The 17,607-nt window shown below is 75.9% G+C and carries 9 protein-coding genes; 8 read left to right on the top strand and 1 reads right to left on the bottom strand.

The features are described from left to right. The 5 genes from ACFWOG_RS08010 to moeZ form a co-directional block, all read left to right on the top strand. On the top strand, positions 1-922 hold a 922-nt coding region (locus ACFWOG_RS08010; protein WP_380355907.1), incomplete at its 5' end, for an alpha/beta fold hydrolase. 439 nt (positions 923-1,361) lie between these two features. Beyond that, complete coding sequence (locus ACFWOG_RS08005) at positions 1,362-3,152, top strand: DUF3492 domain-containing protein (protein WP_380355905.1); 1,791 nt, start codon at positions 1,362-1,364, stop codon at positions 3,150-3,152. Next, on the top strand, positions 3,152-4,435 hold the full coding sequence (locus tag ACFWOG_RS08000) for a hypothetical protein (RefSeq protein WP_380355903.1): 1,284 nt from the start codon (positions 3,152-3,154) through the stop codon (positions 4,433-4,435). Before ACFWOG_RS08005 ends, ACFWOG_RS08000 begins: the two co-directional genes overlap by 1 nt. Positions 4,436-4,609: 174 nt before the next feature. After that, on the top strand, positions 4,610-5,611 hold the full coding sequence (locus tag ACFWOG_RS07995; RefSeq protein WP_329949232.1) for an NAD-dependent epimerase/dehydratase family protein: 1,002 nt from the start codon (positions 4,610-4,612) through the stop codon (positions 5,609-5,611). Positions 5,612-5,903: 292 nt separating this feature from the next. Continuing rightward, entirely contained in the window at positions 5,904-7,082 is a 1,179-nt protein-coding gene (gene moeZ, locus ACFWOG_RS07990; protein WP_329883162.1) for an adenylyltransferase/sulfurtransferase MoeZ, read from the top strand. Positions 7,083-7,196: 114 nt separating this feature from the next. On the opposite strand, the gene ACFWOG_RS07985 is transcribed toward moeZ, so the two are convergent. Next, positions 7,197-10,004: a flippase-like domain-containing protein gene (locus ACFWOG_RS07985; RefSeq protein ID WP_380355900.1), complete on the bottom strand. Its 2,808-nt coding sequence runs from the start codon at positions 10,002-10,004 to the stop codon at positions 7,197-7,199. A 134-nt stretch (positions 10,005-10,138) separates the two neighbouring features. On the opposite strand from ACFWOG_RS07985, the gene ACFWOG_RS07980 reads away from it, so the two are divergent. From ACFWOG_RS07980 to ACFWOG_RS07970, 3 genes are all read left to right on the top strand, one after another. Continuing rightward, the gene (locus tag ACFWOG_RS07980; RefSeq protein WP_380355898.1) at positions 10,139-10,495 is read left to right on the top strand and encodes an MGMT family protein; all 357 of its coding nucleotides are present in this window, start codon (positions 10,139-10,141) and stop codon (positions 10,493-10,495) included. A gap of 84 nt (positions 10,496-10,579) precedes the next feature. Then, the gene (locus ACFWOG_RS07975) at positions 10,580-14,137 is read left to right on the top strand and encodes an ATP-dependent helicase (protein WP_380355895.1); all 3,558 of its coding nucleotides are present in this window, start codon (positions 10,580-10,582) and stop codon (positions 14,135-14,137) included. Positions 14,138-14,298: 161 nt separating this feature from the next. After that, on the top strand, positions 14,299-17,544 hold the full coding sequence (locus tag ACFWOG_RS07970; RefSeq protein ID WP_380355892.1) for a UvrD-helicase domain-containing protein: 3,246 nt from the start codon (positions 14,299-14,301) through the stop codon (positions 17,542-17,544). Positions 17,545-17,607 lie beyond the last annotated feature (63 nt).

Below are 17,607 nucleotides of genomic sequence, written 5' to 3'. Positions count from 1 at the left end.
ACCCCCCCACACCCGCCCGCCCCCGCCCCCCCCCCCCCCGTCCCCCCGGGGCGGGGCCCCGGGGGGGGGGGGGCGGGCCCCCCCCCCCCACGCCGCCCCGACGGCCCCCGGCGGGCGGGCGCCGGCGCTCTTCGTGCACGGCCTCGGCGGCTCCGCCGCCAACTGGACGGGGCTCATGGGCCGGCTCTCCGACCTCGTCGACGGCGAGGCCGTGGACCTCCCCGGCTTCGGCGAATCCGCCCCGCCCCGCGACGGCGACCTCTCCCTGTCCGGCCACGTCCGCGCGGTCATCGGCTACCTGGAGGCGTCCGGCCGCGGCCCGGTCCACCTCTTCGGCAACTCGCTCGGCGGCGCGGTCTCCGTCCGGCTCGCGGCCCTGCGCCCGGACCTCGTCCGCAGCCTCACCCTGATCTCGCCGGCCCTGCCCGAACTGCCCCCGCAGCGCACCGCCTGGCCGACCGCCCTGCTCGCCGTGCCCGGCCTCCCCGCGCTGCTGCGCCGGCGGCCGTCCGACGGGCGGGGACCCGAGGCGGTCACCGAGGGCGTGCTCGGGCTGGTCTACGGCGACCCCGACGCCCTGTCCCCGGAGGTCCGGGCCGAGGCGGTGGCCCAGTACCGGCGGCGGCTGGAGCTGCCGTACGCGACGCGGGCGCTGGTCGGCTCGGTGCGGGGCATCGCCTCCGCCTACACCGAGCGGGGCGACCAGGCGCTGTGGCGGCAGGCCGCGCAGGTGAAGGTGCCCGTGCTGCTGGTGTACGGGCTGCGCGACAAGCTGGTCTCGTACCGCTCGGCGCGCCGGGCCTGCGCGGTCTTCGCGGACCAGCGGCTGCTGGTGCTGCCGGACTCCGGGCACGTCGCGATGATGGAGCACCCCGGCGTCGTCGCCCGGGCCGTGCGGGAGCTGCTGGAGCGGGCCGCCTGACGGGGCGGGTCGAACGGGTCGAGGGCCGAACGGATCGAACCGGCCGAAGGGGCGGCGCGGGCCGAACGGATCGAACGGATCGAACGGAACACGACCGATACCCCTTGATCGGCAGCCGTTAACGCCCCGATCGGGAAGTGGTCACTCCGGTTCACTCGTTCAGGTGGCAACCAGGCATGTGACCGATGGATTGCCGTAAGCCGGTCCTACCTTTCTGCTGTCGGACCGAACAGGTGTGGGGGAGTCGCGGCCGCCGGAGAACCCGGAGGGCGGCCGCGCGAGGGTGACCGGGGGCCGGGGGACGGCCGCCGGTACCGGGCCGCGGTGTCTCCGGCGGGCCGACTCCTCCGCCCCGGGCCGCCCGCGTCGGACGCGGGCCGGCCGGCGCCGGCCAAGCCGCTCAGCAATCCGTCGATCCGCTCTGCCCCGGAGGTCTCCCGTGCGCGTTGCTCTGCTCACCGAGGGTGTGCGTCCGCGCGCCGGCAGTGGCGCCGGCGGGTGGTGCGACCGGCTGGTGGAGGGTCTGCGCGAGCACGACTTCGAGTGGTACGTGGCGGCCGGGACCGCCGGTCCGGGCGCCGGTGAGGACCCGCACGGCCGGTGGAGCGGCGTGCACGAGCAGGCCCTCCGGGGGCGCCGCCGGACCGGCCGCGCGCCCGGCGCGCTCCGCGGACGCCAGTACGCCCGCGCCTACGAGCAGCTCGTCCGGGCCCTGCTGAGGCCGGACGAGCGGTCCTCCTTCGGTGCCGGCCTGTACCGGCTGGCGGGGCTCGCCCGCGAGGACGGCGGGTTGCCGGCCTTCCTCGTCTCCGCCCGGGCCCGGGGCGTCCTGGAGCGGGTCTGGCGTTCGCCCGGCGCCGACACCTCCGCCGGGCAGCCGCTGGTCCGCGACGTCCTGGTCGCCGCCGACCTGCTCGAACAGTGCCTGCGACCGCTCGCCGCCCCCTGGTACGGCACCGGGCCGGGCGGGATCGGCGCCGCCGACCTCTGCCACGTGGTCGGCGGCGGCCCGGCCGCCCTGCCGGCGCTGGTGGCCAAGCAGCTGCACGGGGTGCCGTTCGTGGTCACCGAGCACGGCCTGCACCTGCGCGAGCAGTACCTCGGGTACCGGGAGGCGCCGTACCTCCGGCCGGTCCGGGCGCTCCTGCTCGCCTTCTTCCGGGCGCTCGCCGAGGAGACCTACCGGCAGGCCGCGGTGCTCACCCCCGGCAGTGCCCACGACCGGCGCTGGCAGCTGCGCTGCGGGGCCGACCCGGAGCGGACCCGGGTGGTGTACGAGGGCACCCCGGCCGTGGACCGGCCCGCCGCGGGCCCGGAGCCGGAGCGGCCCACCCTGGTCTGGGCCGGGGCCCTGGAACCCGGCCGGGGCCCCGAACTGGCCCTGCACGCCTTCGCCCTGGTCCGGGCCGACCTTCCGCAGGCGCGGCTGGTCGTGCACGGTGAGGAGGCCGTCCCCGGCTACCGGGCGCACTGCGAGGCCGTCGCCGCACGGCTCGGGGTGGCCGAGGCGGTCGACTTCGCCGGCCGGCCCCGGTCCGCCGCCCGGGCCTGGGCGGACGGCTCCGTGGTCCTCTTCTCGGCGCTCTCCCAGCGTGGCCCCCGGCTGCTGGCCGACGCGATGCTGAGCGGGCGGGCCGTGGTCTCGACCGATGTCGGCGTGGCCCGCGAGGTGGTGGGGCCGACCGGGCTGCTGGTCCCGCCGCGCGACCCGCGCGCGCTGGCCGGTGCCTGCCTGGCCCTGCTGCGGGACGGGGAGCGCCGGGCCCGACTCGGCCTGGCCGGCCGGTTACGGGCGCAGGAACGCTTCGCCGTCGAGCCGGTGGTCGGGGCCTTCCGGGAGATCTACCTGGAGCTGGTCTCCCAGTGGCCGGCCTACCCGGCCGCCGACGGGGCGCCCGGTGCTCCGGGCGGTCCCCGGCCCCGGCCGTTCGCCCGGCCCGCCGAGTACTGGCTCACCGGCCGGGGTGGCGGCGCCGGGGCGGGTGGTGACGCGGTGGTGGGAGCGGCGGGCGACCGTGCGGGCACCGGGCCGGCGGGCGGAGGGTGCGCCGATCTCGGGGCGAGGGATGTCGGGGCGAGGGATGTCGGGGCGACGGATCTCGGGGCGGCGGATGTCGGGTCCGCGGGTGCGGGAAGCCGGGCGGCCGGGCCCGGGACCGAGGGGACCCCGGCGGCCGAGGGCGTCGGTGAGGCGTCCGGCCGGCCCGGTGCGCTCGCGGAGGCGGTCTGATGACGGCCGGTGCAGGAGCGTCCGTGGGGGTGGACGGGGGAGCCCGCCCGGGGGGTGCGGCCGGTCCCGCCGCGCACCCGGTGGGCGTCCGGATCCCCGGCGCCTCCGGGGATCCGGTCCGGGAGGTGATGGCGGAGCACCGGGAGCTCTGCGAGCGCGCCGTCGATCCGCTGGAGATCGCCGCCGGGCTGGAGGAGGCCGGACTCGGCCCGGCGGACGCCGCCCGGTGCCGGCACGCGGACCTGTTCGCGCTCGCCGAGGAGCTGTACGCCCGGGTGCCGCGCCGCGCGCCCCCGTCGGTCGGGGCCGTACCCGGGGAGAGCCGGCAGCGGCGTTGGGTCGTGGCGCTCCGGACGGCGGTGCTGGCGGCGCTTCCGTGCGCGGCCGCCGCCGGGCTCGGTGGCGGCCGGCCCGTCCTGCTGGCTGCGGCCGTCCCGCTGGCGCTCGTCCCGGCCGCTTCCGGCGCGCCCGGTGCGGACGGGCCGGCCAGGGCCCCCGGGTGGTCCGTGGCGATCCCGTTCGCGGGCCGGTCCGGTCCGGCCGGTGCCGAGGGCCCCGCCGACCCGGGCCACCCCGGGGACCGCGACGACTCCCGTGGCGTCGGTGGCGGGGAGCGGCCGGTCGCCGGGCCCGGGGAGAAGGCCGGTCCGGTCGTCCCGGGTGCCGCGCGGGTGGTCCACGGCCGGCTGTGGTGGTGGCAGGCGGTGCACGGCGCAGGGGTGGCCGGGCTGTTGCTGGCGCCGCCGGCGCTGACGGCCGGTGGCCCGGGGGACCGACGGGTGACGACGGCGCTGGTGCTCGCGGCCGCGCTGTCGGCCGGGTCGGCCGAGTGGTCCGCGCGCTGGTTCCGCCGCGTCGGGCGGGGCCACCTGGGGACGGCGGTGACGCTGGCCGAGTTCCGGGCCCGGATGCGGCCGGTGCTCCCGGCGGCGCTGGCCCTGCACCTGGCGGTGCTGTCCGTGCTGACCTTCGCGGCGCTCGCGGTGCTGACCGCGGTGGCGCCGCGTCCGGGGCCTGGGCACGGCGGCCTGCTGCACCTGGTGGCCGAGCGGGCCGACCCGGGGCAGTGGGCGGGCCAGGGGGTGCTGGGTCTGCTGCTGGTGCTGCCCGCCCTGCTGGCGCGCTGCGGCCGGACCGGGGTCGCGGCGCTCGGCGCACTGGCCGGGGCGGTGGCGACGGCGGCTCCGCTCCCACCGGTGGCCGGTCCGGCCGGCGGCGCCGTCGCGCTGGCCCTGCTGGTGTACGCGTGGCCGGTGCTGGGCCGTCCCGATGCGCACCGCTGACCGCCGGGCCGGACCGGGCCCGGCCGGTGTGCGGCCGGTTCCGCCACCCGCCCGGCGCGCCCGTCCCTCCCGCTCCTCCCGCTCCTCCTGTTCCGCCGTTCCGTTCGACATCCCGTTGTTCACTAGGACCCGCCAGGCCGTACCCGGTCTGGCTTCGTGGAAGGAAGCCCCCCGATGAGGGTGCTGCTGCTGGGCGCCGACGGCTTCATCGGCCGTCGGGTCACCGATCGTCTGCTCGTGGATCCGGAGTTGCAGGTGACGGTGCTCGGTCGGCGTGACTCCGCCGACATCCGCTTCGACCTGACCACCGGCAGCCCGGGTGCGCTGGCCCGGTTCCTGGACGCGGTCGTGCCGCAGGTGGTGATCAACTGCGCGGGTGCCACCTACGGCAGTTCGCGCACGCTGATCCGGGCCAACACGCTGGCCGTGGCCACCGTCTGCGAGGCGATCCGGCGCAGCCGGGAGCCCGCCCGGCTGGTGCACGTCGGCTCGGCGGCCGAGTACGGGCCGGTGCCGGGAGGGGTGCCGGTCTCGGAGGGCGCCGAGCCGCGCCCGGTCGGCCCGTACGGGGTTTCGAAGCTGGCCGGGACGGAGCTGGTGCTGGCCTCCGGGCTGGACGCGGCGGTGCTGCGGGTGTTCGACGTGGTCGGGCCGGGGTCGCCGACCGCCTCGCTGTTCGGGCGGCTCGCCGAGGGGCTGCGGCGCGCGCTGGAGCGGGAGGAGAACCAGGTGCGGATGCCCGACCTGTCCGGATACCGGGATTTCGTGGACGTCCGGGACGTCGCGCGGGCGATCCAGGCGGCGGCGGTGTCGGCCGCCACGGGGGTGATCAACATCGGCAGCGGGCACGCCGTCCGGGCCCGGGAGGCGGCCCAGCTGCTGGTCCGGGCGTCCGGCTTCGAGGGGGCGATCGTGGAGGAGAACCGGCAGGTCCTGCTGCCCGCGCAGGCCGGTGGGGCGGTGGACCACCTGCCCGGGCACGGTTCCGGTCACCACCTGCCGGGCCACCGCCCGGCGGAGTCCCGGTCGGCCGAGGGGAGGGTGCCGTCGGGGGAGCCGGTGCCGTGGCGGCAGGCGGACGTCCGGACGGCGCGGGACCGTCTCGGCTGGCGGACACAGGTGCCGCTGGAGGAGTCGTTGGGGGACGTCTGGCTGGAGACGGCCTGCCGGGTCTGATCCGTCCGGGTCCGCCGCCGGTCCCGTCCGGGAGGGCCGGGGGAGCCGGGGGGAGGCCGACGGCGCGCCGCCGTCGGCACCTCGCGGCCCGGGCGGGCCGGTTTTCGGCCGCGGGGGCCGCGCGGCCGGCGGTCCCACCATCCGACGCGGGCCGTCTCGCCCATCGGACGAGCTGTCTCGGAATACAGGGGCGGCATGACACTGTTGGCGTAGCAGAGCCACCTCGGTGGCGGAGCAACAAGCCACAAGAGGTTGGCCCCGGCCACCTGAGATGACGACCATCGGAGTCCCCGTGTCGCTGCCACCCCTGGTCGAGCCGGCCGACGAGCTCACCGTTGACGAAGTCCGCAGGTACTCCCGCCACCTGATCATCCCCGACGTGGGCATGGCCGGGCAGAAGCGCCTGAAGAACGCCAAGGTGCTGTGCGTCGGCGCCGGCGGTCTGGGCTCGCCCGCGCTGATGTATCTGGCCGCCGCCGGTGTCGGCACGCTCGGAATCGTCGAGTTCGACGTGGTCGACGAGTCGAACCTGCAGCGTCAGATCATCCACGGCCAGTCGGACATCGGCCGTTCCAAGGGCGAGTCGGCACGGGACTCGGTCAAGGAGATCAACCCCTACATCGACGTGATCCTCCACGAGGAGCGCCTCGACAACTCCAACGTGCTGGAGATCTTCTCCGGCTACGACCTGATCGTCGACGGCACCGACAACTTCGCCACCCGCTACCTGGTGAACGACGCCGCGGTGCTGCTCGGCAAGCCGTACGTGTGGGGTTCGATCTACCGCTTCGACGGCCAGGCGAGCGTGTTCTGGGCCGAGCACGGCCCCTGCTACCGCTGCCTCTACCCGGAGGCCCCGCCGCCGGGCATGGTTCCGTCCTGCGCCGAGGGCGGCGTGCTGGGCGTGCTCTGCGCGTCGATCGGCTCGATCCAGGTCACCGAGGCCATCAAGCTGCTGGCCGGGGTCGGCGACCCGCTGGTCGGCCGTCTGATGATCTACGACGCCCTGGAGATGAACTACCGCCAGGTGAAGGTCCGCAAGGACCCGGGCTGCGCGGTCTGCGGCGAGAACCCGACCGTCACCGAGCTGATCGACTACGAGGCCTTCTGCGGCGTCGTGTCGGAGGAGGCCCAGGAGGCCGCCGCCGGTTCGACGATCACCTCGAAGCAGCTCAAGCAGTGGCAGGACGACCAGGAGGACATCTACCTGATCGACGTCCGCGAGCCCGGCGAGTACGAGATCGTCAGCATCCCCGGTGCCGTGCTGATCCCGAAGAACGAGTTCCTGATGGGCAACGCGCTGGAGCAGCTGCCGCAGGACCGGAAGATCGTGCTGCACTGCAAGTCGGGCGTCCGCTCGGCCGAGGTGCTGGCCGTGGTGAAGTCGGCCGGCTTCGCCAACGCCGTCCACCTGGGCGGCGGCGTGCTGGGCTGGGTGAACCAGATCGAGCCGCACAAGCCGGTGTACTGACCGAGACCGTGGAAGGGCCCGCTCCGGCGGGCCCTTTCGCGTACCCGGGCCCGCGCCCGGTCGCCCGGGTCCCGCCGGCTGCGCGGGCCACCCGGTTCGCGCCGGTCGGCCGGGTTACAGCGCGCCCTTGCGCTGGAGCACGTTGTAGGAGATCCAGCCGGGGAGCACCGGCAGCCAGAAGGTGAGCGCCCGGTAGAGGAAGACCGCCGGGGTGGCGACGGTCGGCGGCACGTCGGCCACCGTGAGCGCACCGATCAGCGCGAACTCGACCGGGCCGATGCCGCCGGGGGTCGGGATGGCGGAGCCCGCCGCGTTGGCGGTCAGGAAGACCACGGCCACCGCGGAGAAGGAGATCGAGCCGCCGAAGGCCTGTACCGAGGCGTCCAGACAGGCGGTGAAGGAGAGCGTCAGCAGCAGGATGCCGCCGAAGCCGCTGACCAGCTTGCTGGGCGTCTGCATCAGGTCGAGCATCCGCGGGACCACGCCGAAGAACAGCGAGCGCAGCCGGTTCAGCACGAACCGCCTCAGCGGCGCGACCGCCGCGACCACCAGGGCCAGCACGGCGGCGGTCAGCACGCCGATGATCACCGCTCGGGAGGCCGAGAGGTCGCCGTTGGTCTGGCTGCCGGTGATCAGACCGAAGCTGAAGAGCAGCAGCAGGTGCCCGGCCAGGCCGGCCAGCTGGGAGGCGCCGACCGACGCGACCGCCTGGCCGGAGCGGATGCCCGCCTTCTGCAGGTAGCGGGTGTTCAGCGCGATGCCGCCGATCGCCGCCGGGGCGACCAGCTTGACGAAGGACCCGGCGAGCTGGGCGGCCACCGTGCGGCGGAACGGCAGCTTCTCCGGGACGAAGCCGGTCAGGCTCATCGAGGCGGCGATGTACGAGAAGGCCGCCGCGGCGAGGGCCACCGCCGCCCAGGCCCAGTCCATCTGGGAGAGCTTGAGCTGCGCCGGCTTGATGGTGGTCAGCGCGAGGTACGCGGCGAAGGTGAGCGCGATCACCATGATCAGGGTCTTCGGCTTGAGCCGCTCCAGCTTGGCCGGCTCCATCGGCGCCTCGGGGGCGATCTGCAGGATCTGGCCGCGGATCCGGCTGAGCAGGTCCTCGCCGGCCAGCGCGATGTCCTCTTCGGCCTGCTGCTGGGTGCGCGCCCCGGCGGCGACCTGCTCCAGCGCCCTGGCCTGGGCGGCGGCCTTCCGTTCCTTGCTGAGCCGCTTCAGGTCGACGCGGGTGGAGCGGCTCATGCCGACCGGCTGGAGCAGCGGCAGCGCCTGGGCGACCCGGTCGGCGCCGAGCACCGCGTTGGCGGTGGCGACCGTCCGCTCCGGGCCGATCCGCAGCGCGAACGTGGTGAGCAGCTGGGCGACGTCGATGCGCAGCGTCAGGTCGGTGGCGGCGATGTCCCCGCCGGAGAGGTTGACCAGGCAGGCCGTCTTCTCGTCGGTCACCAGCATCGACTCGCCGGTGAGCCGGCGGTGGGCGATCCGGCGCTCGTGCAGGGCGGCGACCGACTCCCACAGCGAGGCCATCACCCGGTCGGTGATCTCGTCGTCGGAGAGGTCGTCCAGGGTGCGGCCCTCGACGTTCTCGTAGACCAGGATCGCGGCGTCCGGGCCGAGCTCGGAGGTGGCGACCAGCTGCGGGGCCCGGGCACCCGAGGCGGCGGCCGCGTACGCGATCAGCGCCTCCTGCTCCAGCGCCTGGCGCAGCGACTGGGGGCTGCGCCGGACGGCGACCGAACGCAGCCGCAGCCGTCGCCAGGCCCGGTAGAAGAAGCCGGAGGCCTGCTGTTCGCGGTCGACGATGTGGACGTCCAGCGGCGGGCCGCTCTGCTGGGCCACGAGGTAGCGGCGGGTGCCGCCGGGGGCGTCCGGGGCGCGGTGGGCGCTGGCCGGGGTGAAGCCGACCTTGCGCAGACCGATCATCAGGTGCTGGCCGGTGGGCCGGATGTTCGGCGAGCCGATCGCGTACAGGGTGCCGTAGGCGACGGACCAGCCGATCAGCACGGTGAGCAGCAGGGAGAGCGGGGTGGTGTAGCCGCCGAGCAGTTCGGTGATGCCGCTGAAGATCACCACGACCCAGAGGGCGACCCGCCAGCGCGGGCGGCTCGACATGCCGACGGCCGTCATGTAGGCGATCACCGGGGCGAGGTAGCCGTGCACCGGGTCGGTCAGGGTGCCGTTGGAGTCCAGCGGGAGGCGGGTGAGGGCGTCCCTGATGTGGTCGGAGGCACCCTCGGCGACCCACCAGTCGATGCCCAGGGAGACGCCGTAGGCGAGCACCGAGGCGAGGACGCCGTCGGCGACCCGCAGGCCGTCGCGTTTGATCAGCCGTTCGACCGCGAAGGCGAGCGGGACGGCCAGGACGGCGACGCTGGAGACCAGGCCGGTGATGGTGGCGAGGACCGGGGAGAAGCGGGGGGCGTTGGAGGCGATGTCCAGTTCGATGCCGGTGGTGGTCGAGGTCGCCACACCGGCGAGCACGAAGACCGCGACCAGGCCGAGCACGCCGGCCAGGAAGCGGATCAGGTCGGAGGGGCGGTGGGCGCGGGCGGCGAGCAGGGGCTCGTCGACGTCCAGGTGCGGCGGGTCGTCCAGCGGGTCGGGTCCGCCCGGGCCGAGACCGTCGGTCCCGGTCGCGGCGGGTTCCGACCCGGCTCCGAGCCCGGCTCCTGCGTCGGGCGCGGGCGAGGACTCCGGCGCGGGCAGCTGGGCCGGGAGGCCGGCGGCCGTCCCGGCCCCCGTCTCCGTTCCCGTCTCCGTCCCGGGGCCGGTCGGCCGTGGGGTCTTGATCGTCCGGTCCTTGATCAGGGAGACTGCCGGCGACGGCTCGGTGGCGGACCCGCCGCCGGGACCTGCGGGCACGGCTGGGGAGGACTCGTCGGAGCCCTCGTCCACACTCACGTCGGCCGTCCCGGTCATCTGGTCTTGTCCTCGTATCACCACTCACCGCCCCGAAGATGGTGGCATGCCGCGGCGTCCCGCGCTGGACAGGGGCCGGATCGGGCGCGGCGGATCGTTCGTACGGGCCCCCGGGTCCGGCGGGATGCGGAAGAATGCCGCAGGTGACGGACGCCCACGACGACGGTGAGCGCGGAGAGCTGCCACCCTTCGCCGAACTGGTGCTCGACCTGGCCGAGCGGATTCCACCCGGCAGGGTGATGACCTACGGGGACATCGCCGAGTACCTCGGTCAGGGCGGCCCGCGCCAGGTCGGCCGGGTGCTCGCCCTGTACGGCGGCGCCGTGCCCTGGTGGCGGGTGATCCGCGCCGACGGCCGCTTCCTGCCCGGCCACGAGCACCGCGCGCTCGCCCGCTACGCCGAGGAGGGCACCCCGCTGCGCGAGCTCGCCGACCCGCCCCGGGTCGACCTCGGGCGGGCCCGCTGGGACGGCGAACCGGCCGGGGAGTGACCGCACGCCGGGTCCGGCCCGGTAGCGCGGAGGCGGTCCCGTTCCCCGCCGGCCATGTGGGACGAAACCCGTGCGCGGACGGGAATGACGGGGCAGGATCGTAGGCTCGATACGGCGGGCCCCTCGGCGGGCCCGCCCGCCGTTGCCCGAAGTACGACCCCCAGGACGTCCGTGAGCTCCCCCTATCGACTGGTGCGCAGCCCCCTCGTGCCGCCCGCCCCGCCCGTGCTGGACGACTACCAGCGCGCCGTGGCCGAGCACACGGGTGGCCCGCTGCTGGTGCTCGCAGGACCGGGGACGGGCAAGACCACGACCCTGGTGGAGGCCGTCGCCCGGCGCATCGAGCGCGGCACCGACCCCGACCGGATCCTCGTGCTCACCTTCAGCCGCAGGGCGGCGATGGAGCTGCGCGACCGGATGGCCGGCCGGCTCGGCGTCACCACGGCCGGTGCCGGGGCCGCCGCCCCGCAGGCCACCACCTTCCACTCCTTCTGTTACGCCCTGCTCCGCGCCCACCAGGACCCGGCGGACTACGCCGAGCCGGTGCGCCTGCTCTCCGGCCCGGAACAGGACGTCATGGTCCGCGAGCTGCTCGCCGGCGGCGCCGAGGACTCCCGGCTCGGCAGGTCGCGGATCGGCTGGCCGCTCGACCTGCGCGCCTGCCTCACCACCCGCGGTTTCGCCGACGAGGTCCGCGCCGTCCTCGCCCGCAGCCGCGAGCTGGGGCTCGGCGAGGCCGAGCTGGCCCGGTTCGCCGAGGGCGTCCGGCGCCCCGACTGGGCCGCCGCCGCCCACTTCCTCGCCGAGTACCTCGACGTCCTCGACCTGCGCGGTGTCCTCGACTACGCCGAGCTCGTCCACCGCGCCGTGCTGCTCGCCGAACGCCCCGAGGTCGAGGAGCGGCTGCGGGACCGCTACGACGCCGTCTTCGTCGACGAGTACCAGGACACCGACCCCGCCCAGGTCCGGCTGCTGCGCCGGCTGGCCGGCGGCGGGCGGGAACTGGTCGCCGTCGGCGACCCCGACCAGTCCATCTACGCGTTCCGCGGCGCCGACATCAACGGCATCCTGGAGTTCCCGCAGACCTTCCGGCACGCCGACGGCCGCCCCGCCGACGTCAAGGTGCTCCGGGTGTCCCGCCGCTCCGGTGCCGTCCTGCTCTCCGCCGCCCGCGAACTCACCCGCCGGATGCCGATGGGCCGGCTGCCCGCCGACAAGCTCGCCCAGCACCGCACCCTGCTGCCCGCCCGCGAGGGCGGCCGGGTCGAGGTCTACACCTACCCCACCCCCGGTACCGAGCTGGACTCCGTCGCCGACCTGCTGCGCCGCGCCCACCTGGAGGACGGCGTGCCGTGGGGCGAGATGGCGGTCCTGGTGCGGGCCGGTGCCCGCTCCATCCCCGGCGTCCGGCGGGCACTCGGCGCGGCCGGCGTCCCGTTGGAGATCGACGGCGACGACCTGCCGCTGCGCGAGGAGCCGGCCGTCGCCCAGCTGCTGCTCGCCCTGCGGGTCTGCGCCGAGCAGGCCGTCCGGGACCGGCACGACCCCGGGGCACCCGATCCGCTGACCACCGACCTCGCGCACACCCTGCTCACGGGGCCGCTCGGCGGCCTCGACGGCGCCGACCTGCGCCGGCTCGGCCGTGTCCTGCGCGAGGAGGAGCGGGCCGCGCTGCGTGCCGAGGCGCGGCGCGTCGAGACCGCCGCCGAGAACGTCGCCGTGGCCGGGACGGAGGCCGGCGCCGAGCCTGGGTCCGCCGCGGCCGGGACGGGCGCCGAGCCGGGGGCCGTCGGGTTCGCCGGCCCGTCCGCGTCCGCCGCCGTGAGCCGTCCCGCGGCCGTGCCGCGCCCGGCCGGCGAGCTGATCCGCGAGGCCCTCGCCGAACCCGAGCAGCTCGTCGTCCTCGACGCCCCCTACGCCCGCCGCGCCCACGACCTCGGCACCCTGCTGCGCAAGGTCCGCGAACGCCTGGCCGGCGGCTGCACCGCCGAGGAGGCCCTCTGGGAGCTGTGGGACGGCTCCCGCCGCTGGCGTGAACGCCTGGAGCGGGCCGCCCTGCGCGGCGGCGGCGCCGGCCGCAACGCCGACCGCGACCTCGACGCCCTCTGCGCCCTCTTCGAGACCGCGGCCCGCGCCGAGGAACAGGTCACCGGCCACCGCGGCGCCCTCGACCTGCTCGCCGAGCTGGAGGCGCAGGACATCGCCGCCGACACCCTCACCGTGCGGGCCGTCCGCCCCGAGGCGGTCCGGCTGATGACCGCCCACCGCTCCAAGGGCCTGGAGTGGCGGCTGGTCGTCGTCGCCGGCGTCCAGGACGGCCTCTGGCCCGACCTGCGCCGCCGCGGCTCGCTGCTGGAGGCCGACCGGATCGGCCGTGACGGCCTCGCCGAGCCGCTCACCCCGGCCGCCCTGCTCGCCGAGGAGCGCCGGCTCTTCTACGTCGCCGCCACCCGGGCCAAGGAGCGGCTGGTCGTCACCGCCGTCAAGGCGCCCGCCGACGACGGCGACCAGCCCTCCCGGTTCCTGCGCGAGCTCTACCGCGAGGACGTCGACCCCCGGACCGGCCGGGTCGTCCGCCGTACCCCTCCGGTGACCGTCGAGGACGTCACCCACCGCCCGCGCCGTCCGCTCTCCGTCGCCGCGCTGGTCGCCGAACTGCGCGCGGTCACCGTCGACCCCGCCCGCTCGCCCGAGCTGCGCCGGGCCGCCGCCGAACGGCTCGCCACCCTCGCCCTCGCCACCGACGAGGAGGACCGGCCGCTCGTCCCCGCCGCCCGGCCCGACGCGTGGTGGGGCCTGGACGACGCCACCGCCGCCCCCGACCCGCTGCGCGACGCCGACCTGCCGATCCGGCTCTCCGGCAGCGGCCTGGAGCAGCTGGAGAACTGCTCGCTCCAGTGGTTCCTCGACAAGGAGGTCAAGGCGCGCGGCTCCTCCTCCGCCGCGCAGGGCTTCGGCAACGTCGTGCACGCCCTCGCCGACGAGGTCGGCTCCGGACGCTCCCCCGCCGACCTGGCCGTCCTGATGGAGCGCCTGGACACCGTCTGGGACGCGCTGGCCTTCGACGCGCCGTGGAAGTCCCAGCAGGAGAAGACCGAGGCCCGCGCCGCCCTGGAACGCTTCCTCACCTGGCACGTGATGGGCCGGGGCCGCGACGTCGTCGCGACCGAGCACGGCTTCGACGTCACGCTCGACGCGGGCGGGGTCCGGGTGCGGATCCGCGGCTCGATGGACCGGGTCGAGAAGGACGAGGCCGGGCGCGCCTACGTGGTCGACTTCAAGACGGGCAAGGAGGCGCCCACCGACAAGTCGCTGCCCGACCACAAGCAGCTCGCCGTCTACCAGCTCGCCGTCCGGGCCGGTGCGCTCAACGAGCTGCCCGGCTTCGACGGCCGGGCCCCGGAGGCCGGCGGCGCCGAGCTGGTCCAGCTGCGCAAGCCCGACAAGGCCGTACCGGACGCGCCCAAGGTGCAGCGGCAGGAGCCGCCCGAGGGCGAACCGTGGGTCGAGAACCTGCTCGCCGACGCGGCCGGGAGGATCCTCGCCGAACGGTTCGTCCCGCAGACCGGGGCGGGCTGCGACCGCTGTTCCTTCCGCCGCAGCTGCTCCGCCCAGCGCGACGGTGCCCAGATCGTGGAGTAGCCGGAACGAGGAGGGGCGCGGGCCGGCGCGGTGGCCCGGGCCTTCGGGCGTCCCCGGCCCGTGCGACGAAGGGCGGGCGGGGCCCGGTGCGGCAGTGAGGGTCGCCACAGCGGCCCTCCCGCACGGCCCGACCTGTCCGTACCCCCCGTTACCGTTACGAGGTGACCGCCGTGCTCAGCCACCCCGACCAGCTCAAGGAGCTGCTGGGCATCCCCTTCAACCGGGAACAGATGGCGGCCATCGGCGCCCCCCTCCAGCCGGCCGTCATCGTCGCCGGCGCCGGCTCCGGCAAGACCACCGTGATGGCCGCCCGCGTCGTCTGGCTGGTCGGCTCCGGCGCCGTCCGCCCCGAGGAGGTGCTCGGCCTCACCTTCACCAACAAGGCCGCCGGTGAGCTCGCCGAACGCGTCCGCACCGCCCTGCTGCGCCTCGGCGGGCCGGGGGTGTCCTCGGCCGACGGGTGGGAGCGGGCTCCGGACCCCGGCGAGGAACCGCTCGGCGAACCCGAGATCTCGACCTACCACGCCTTCGCCGGCCGCCTCCTCAAGGAGCACGGCCTGCGGATCGGCATCGAACCCGACGTCCGCCTGCTCGCCGACGCCACCCGGTTCCAGCTCGCCGCCAAGGTGCTGCGCACCGCCCGCGGCCCCTTCCCGGCCCTCACCGGCACCTTCGCCAACCTCGTCGCCGACCTCATCGCGCTGGACGGCGAACTCGCCGAGCACCTCGTCGACCCCGACACCCTGCGCGCCTTCGACGAGGAACTGCTCGACACCCTCGCCACCGCCAGGCTCACCAACGACGACCTGCGGGCCGTCCCCACCGCCGCCCGGGCCCGCCTGGAACTGCTCCGCCTGGTCGAGGACTACCGGCGCCGCAAGGCCACCGCCGGGCTGATGGACTTCGGCGACCAGATCGCCGCCGCCGCCCGGCTCGCCCAGCAGCGCCCCGAGGTCGGCGCCCTGCTGCGCGGCCAGTTCCGGGTGGTCCTGCTCGACGAGTACCAGGACACCTCGGTCGCCCAGCGGCTCATGCTCGCCGGTCTCTTCGGCGCGGGCCCGGACGGCCGCCCGTCCGGACACCCGGTCACCGCCGTCGGCGACCCCTGCCAGGCCATCTACGGCTGGCGCGGCGCCTCCGTCGCCAACCTCGACGAGTTCCCCCGGCACTTCCCCCGGGCCGACGGCGCCCCGGCGGACCGGTACGCGCTCAGCGAGAACCGCCGCAGCGGCGGGCGGCTGCTCGCCTTCGCCAACCGGCTGGCCGCGCCGCTGCGCGCGATGCACGAGGGCGTCGAGGCGCTGCGCCCGGCCCCCGGCGCCGAGCACGACGGCTTCGTGCGGGCCGCGCTGCTGCCCACCCACGCCGAGGAGATCGACTGGCTGGCCGACTCGGTCGCCCACCTCGTGCGCACCGGCACCGCGCCCGGCCGGATCGCGGTGCTCTGCCGCGGCGGCGCGGCCTTCCCCGACATCCACGCCGCGCTGGTCGCCCGCGACGTGCCGGTCGAGGTGGTCGGCCTCGGCGGGCTGCTCCACCTGCCCGAGGTCGCGGACCTGGTCGCGGTCTGCGAGGTGCTCCAGGACCCCACCGCCAACGCCGCCCTGGTCCGGCTGCTGATCGGCCCGCGCTGGCGGATCGGCCCGCGCGACCTCGCCCTGCTCGGCCGGCGCGCCGCCGACCTGGTCCGCACCGCCCGGCCCGACGGCGTCGAACCGCTGGCCGCCGCCGTCGCCGAGACCGACCCCACCGAGGTGGTCTCGCTGGCCGACGCGCTGGAGACCTTCCTCGACCGCGACCAGCCCGACGAACTGCCGTTCTCGCCCGAGGCCCGGGTGCGTTTCGCCCGGCTCGCCCGCGAACTGCGCGACCTGCGCCGCTCGCTGGCGGAGCCGCTGATGGACGTGCTGCACCGGGTCCTCGCCGCGACCGGCCTGGAGGTCGAACTCGCGGCCTCGCCGCAGGCGCTGGCCGCCCGCCGCCGGGAGACCCTGCACGCCTTCCTGGACGTCGCCGCCTCCTTCGCCGACCTCGACGGCGACCCGGGCCTGGCCGCCTTCCTCGGCTTCCTGCGCGCCGCCCAGGAGCACGACCGCGGCCTCGACGCCGGCCTCCCCGGCGGCGAGGACACCGTCAAGGTGCTCACCGCGCACAAGTCGAAGGGGCTGGAGTGGGACGTCGTCGCCGTCCCCGGCCTGGTCCGCGGCGCCTTCCCGTCCTCCACCGCGCGCGAGCGCTGGACCAGCACCAAGCGCGTCCTCCCGCACGCCCTGCGCGGCGACGGGGCCACCCTGCCCGACGTGCGCGACGGCTGGACCGGAAAGTCGATGACCGCGTTCAAGGCCGCGCTCGCCGAACACTCCGGCACCGAGGAACTGCGCCTCGGCTACGTGGCCTTCACCCGGCCGCGGGCCCTGCTGCTCGCCTCCGGCCACTGGTGGGGGCCCAGCCAGAAGACCCCGCGCGGCCCGTCCGCCTTCCTGGAGCAGGTGCGCGACCACTGCGAGGAGCCCGGCAACGGCGAGATCGAGCACTGGGCCGAGCAGCCGGCCAAGGGCGCCGAGAACCCGGCGCTGGCCTCGCCCGTCGAACGCCCCTGGCCGCTGCCGCTCGACCCGGCCGCCCAGCACGCCCGCCGCCGGGTCGCCGAGGTGGTGCTCGGGCGGCTCGCCGGGCAGCCCGCCCCCGAACCTGGCCCGATGGCCCCCGAGGACCGCCGCCTGGTCGACTCCTGGGACCGTGATCTGAAGGCGCTGACGGGAGAGTTGGAGCGCTTCCGGCGCGGTGTGCGGGAGGTGCCGCTGCCGGCCTCGCTGTCCGCCACCCAGCTGCTGCGCCTGGCCGCAGACCCGGACGGCTTCGCGCACGACCTGGCCCGGCCGATGCCGCGCCCGCCGCAGCCCGCCGCCCGCCGCGGCACCCGCTTCCACGCCTGGGTGCAGTCCCGGATCGAGCCGCTGATGCTGATCGGGCCGGAGGCGCTGCCCGGCGCCGACGACGACGGCATCGAGGACGAGCGGGACCTGGAGCGGCTCAAGGAGGCGTTCCTGCGCACGCCGTACGCGGACCGGGAGCCGCACCGGGTCGAGGCGCCGTTCCATCTGGTGCTGGCGGGCCGGGTGGTGCGCGGCCGGATCGACGCGGTCTACCGTGACGGTGACGGCGGGTCAGAATTCGGCGGCGCGTCACGCTACGAAGTGGTGGACTGGAAGACGCACCGCGAGGAGACCGCCGATCCGCTCCAACTCGCCGTCTACCGGCTCGCCTGGGCCGAACAGGCCGGCGTTCCCCTGGAGCAGGTCACGGCCTCCTTCCTGTACGTCCGCAGTGGCCGGATCGAACAACCCGCAGGACTTCCCGACCGAAAAGAGTTGGAACGGCTCCTGATCGGGAACAGTGAAGAATGAGTCACGGAGAGCATTCAAGTCATCACGGCATCGGGCGAAACCTGTGCGTAGTGCACGTTTCGC

Source organism: Kitasatospora sp. NPDC058406, from assembly GCF_042722765.1.
GTDB lineage: Bacteria > Actinomycetota > Actinomycetes > Streptomycetales > Streptomycetaceae > Kitasatospora.
The sequence above is the reverse complement of the archived record's forward strand: the minus strand, read 5'-3'. Positions and strand labels throughout refer to the sequence as shown.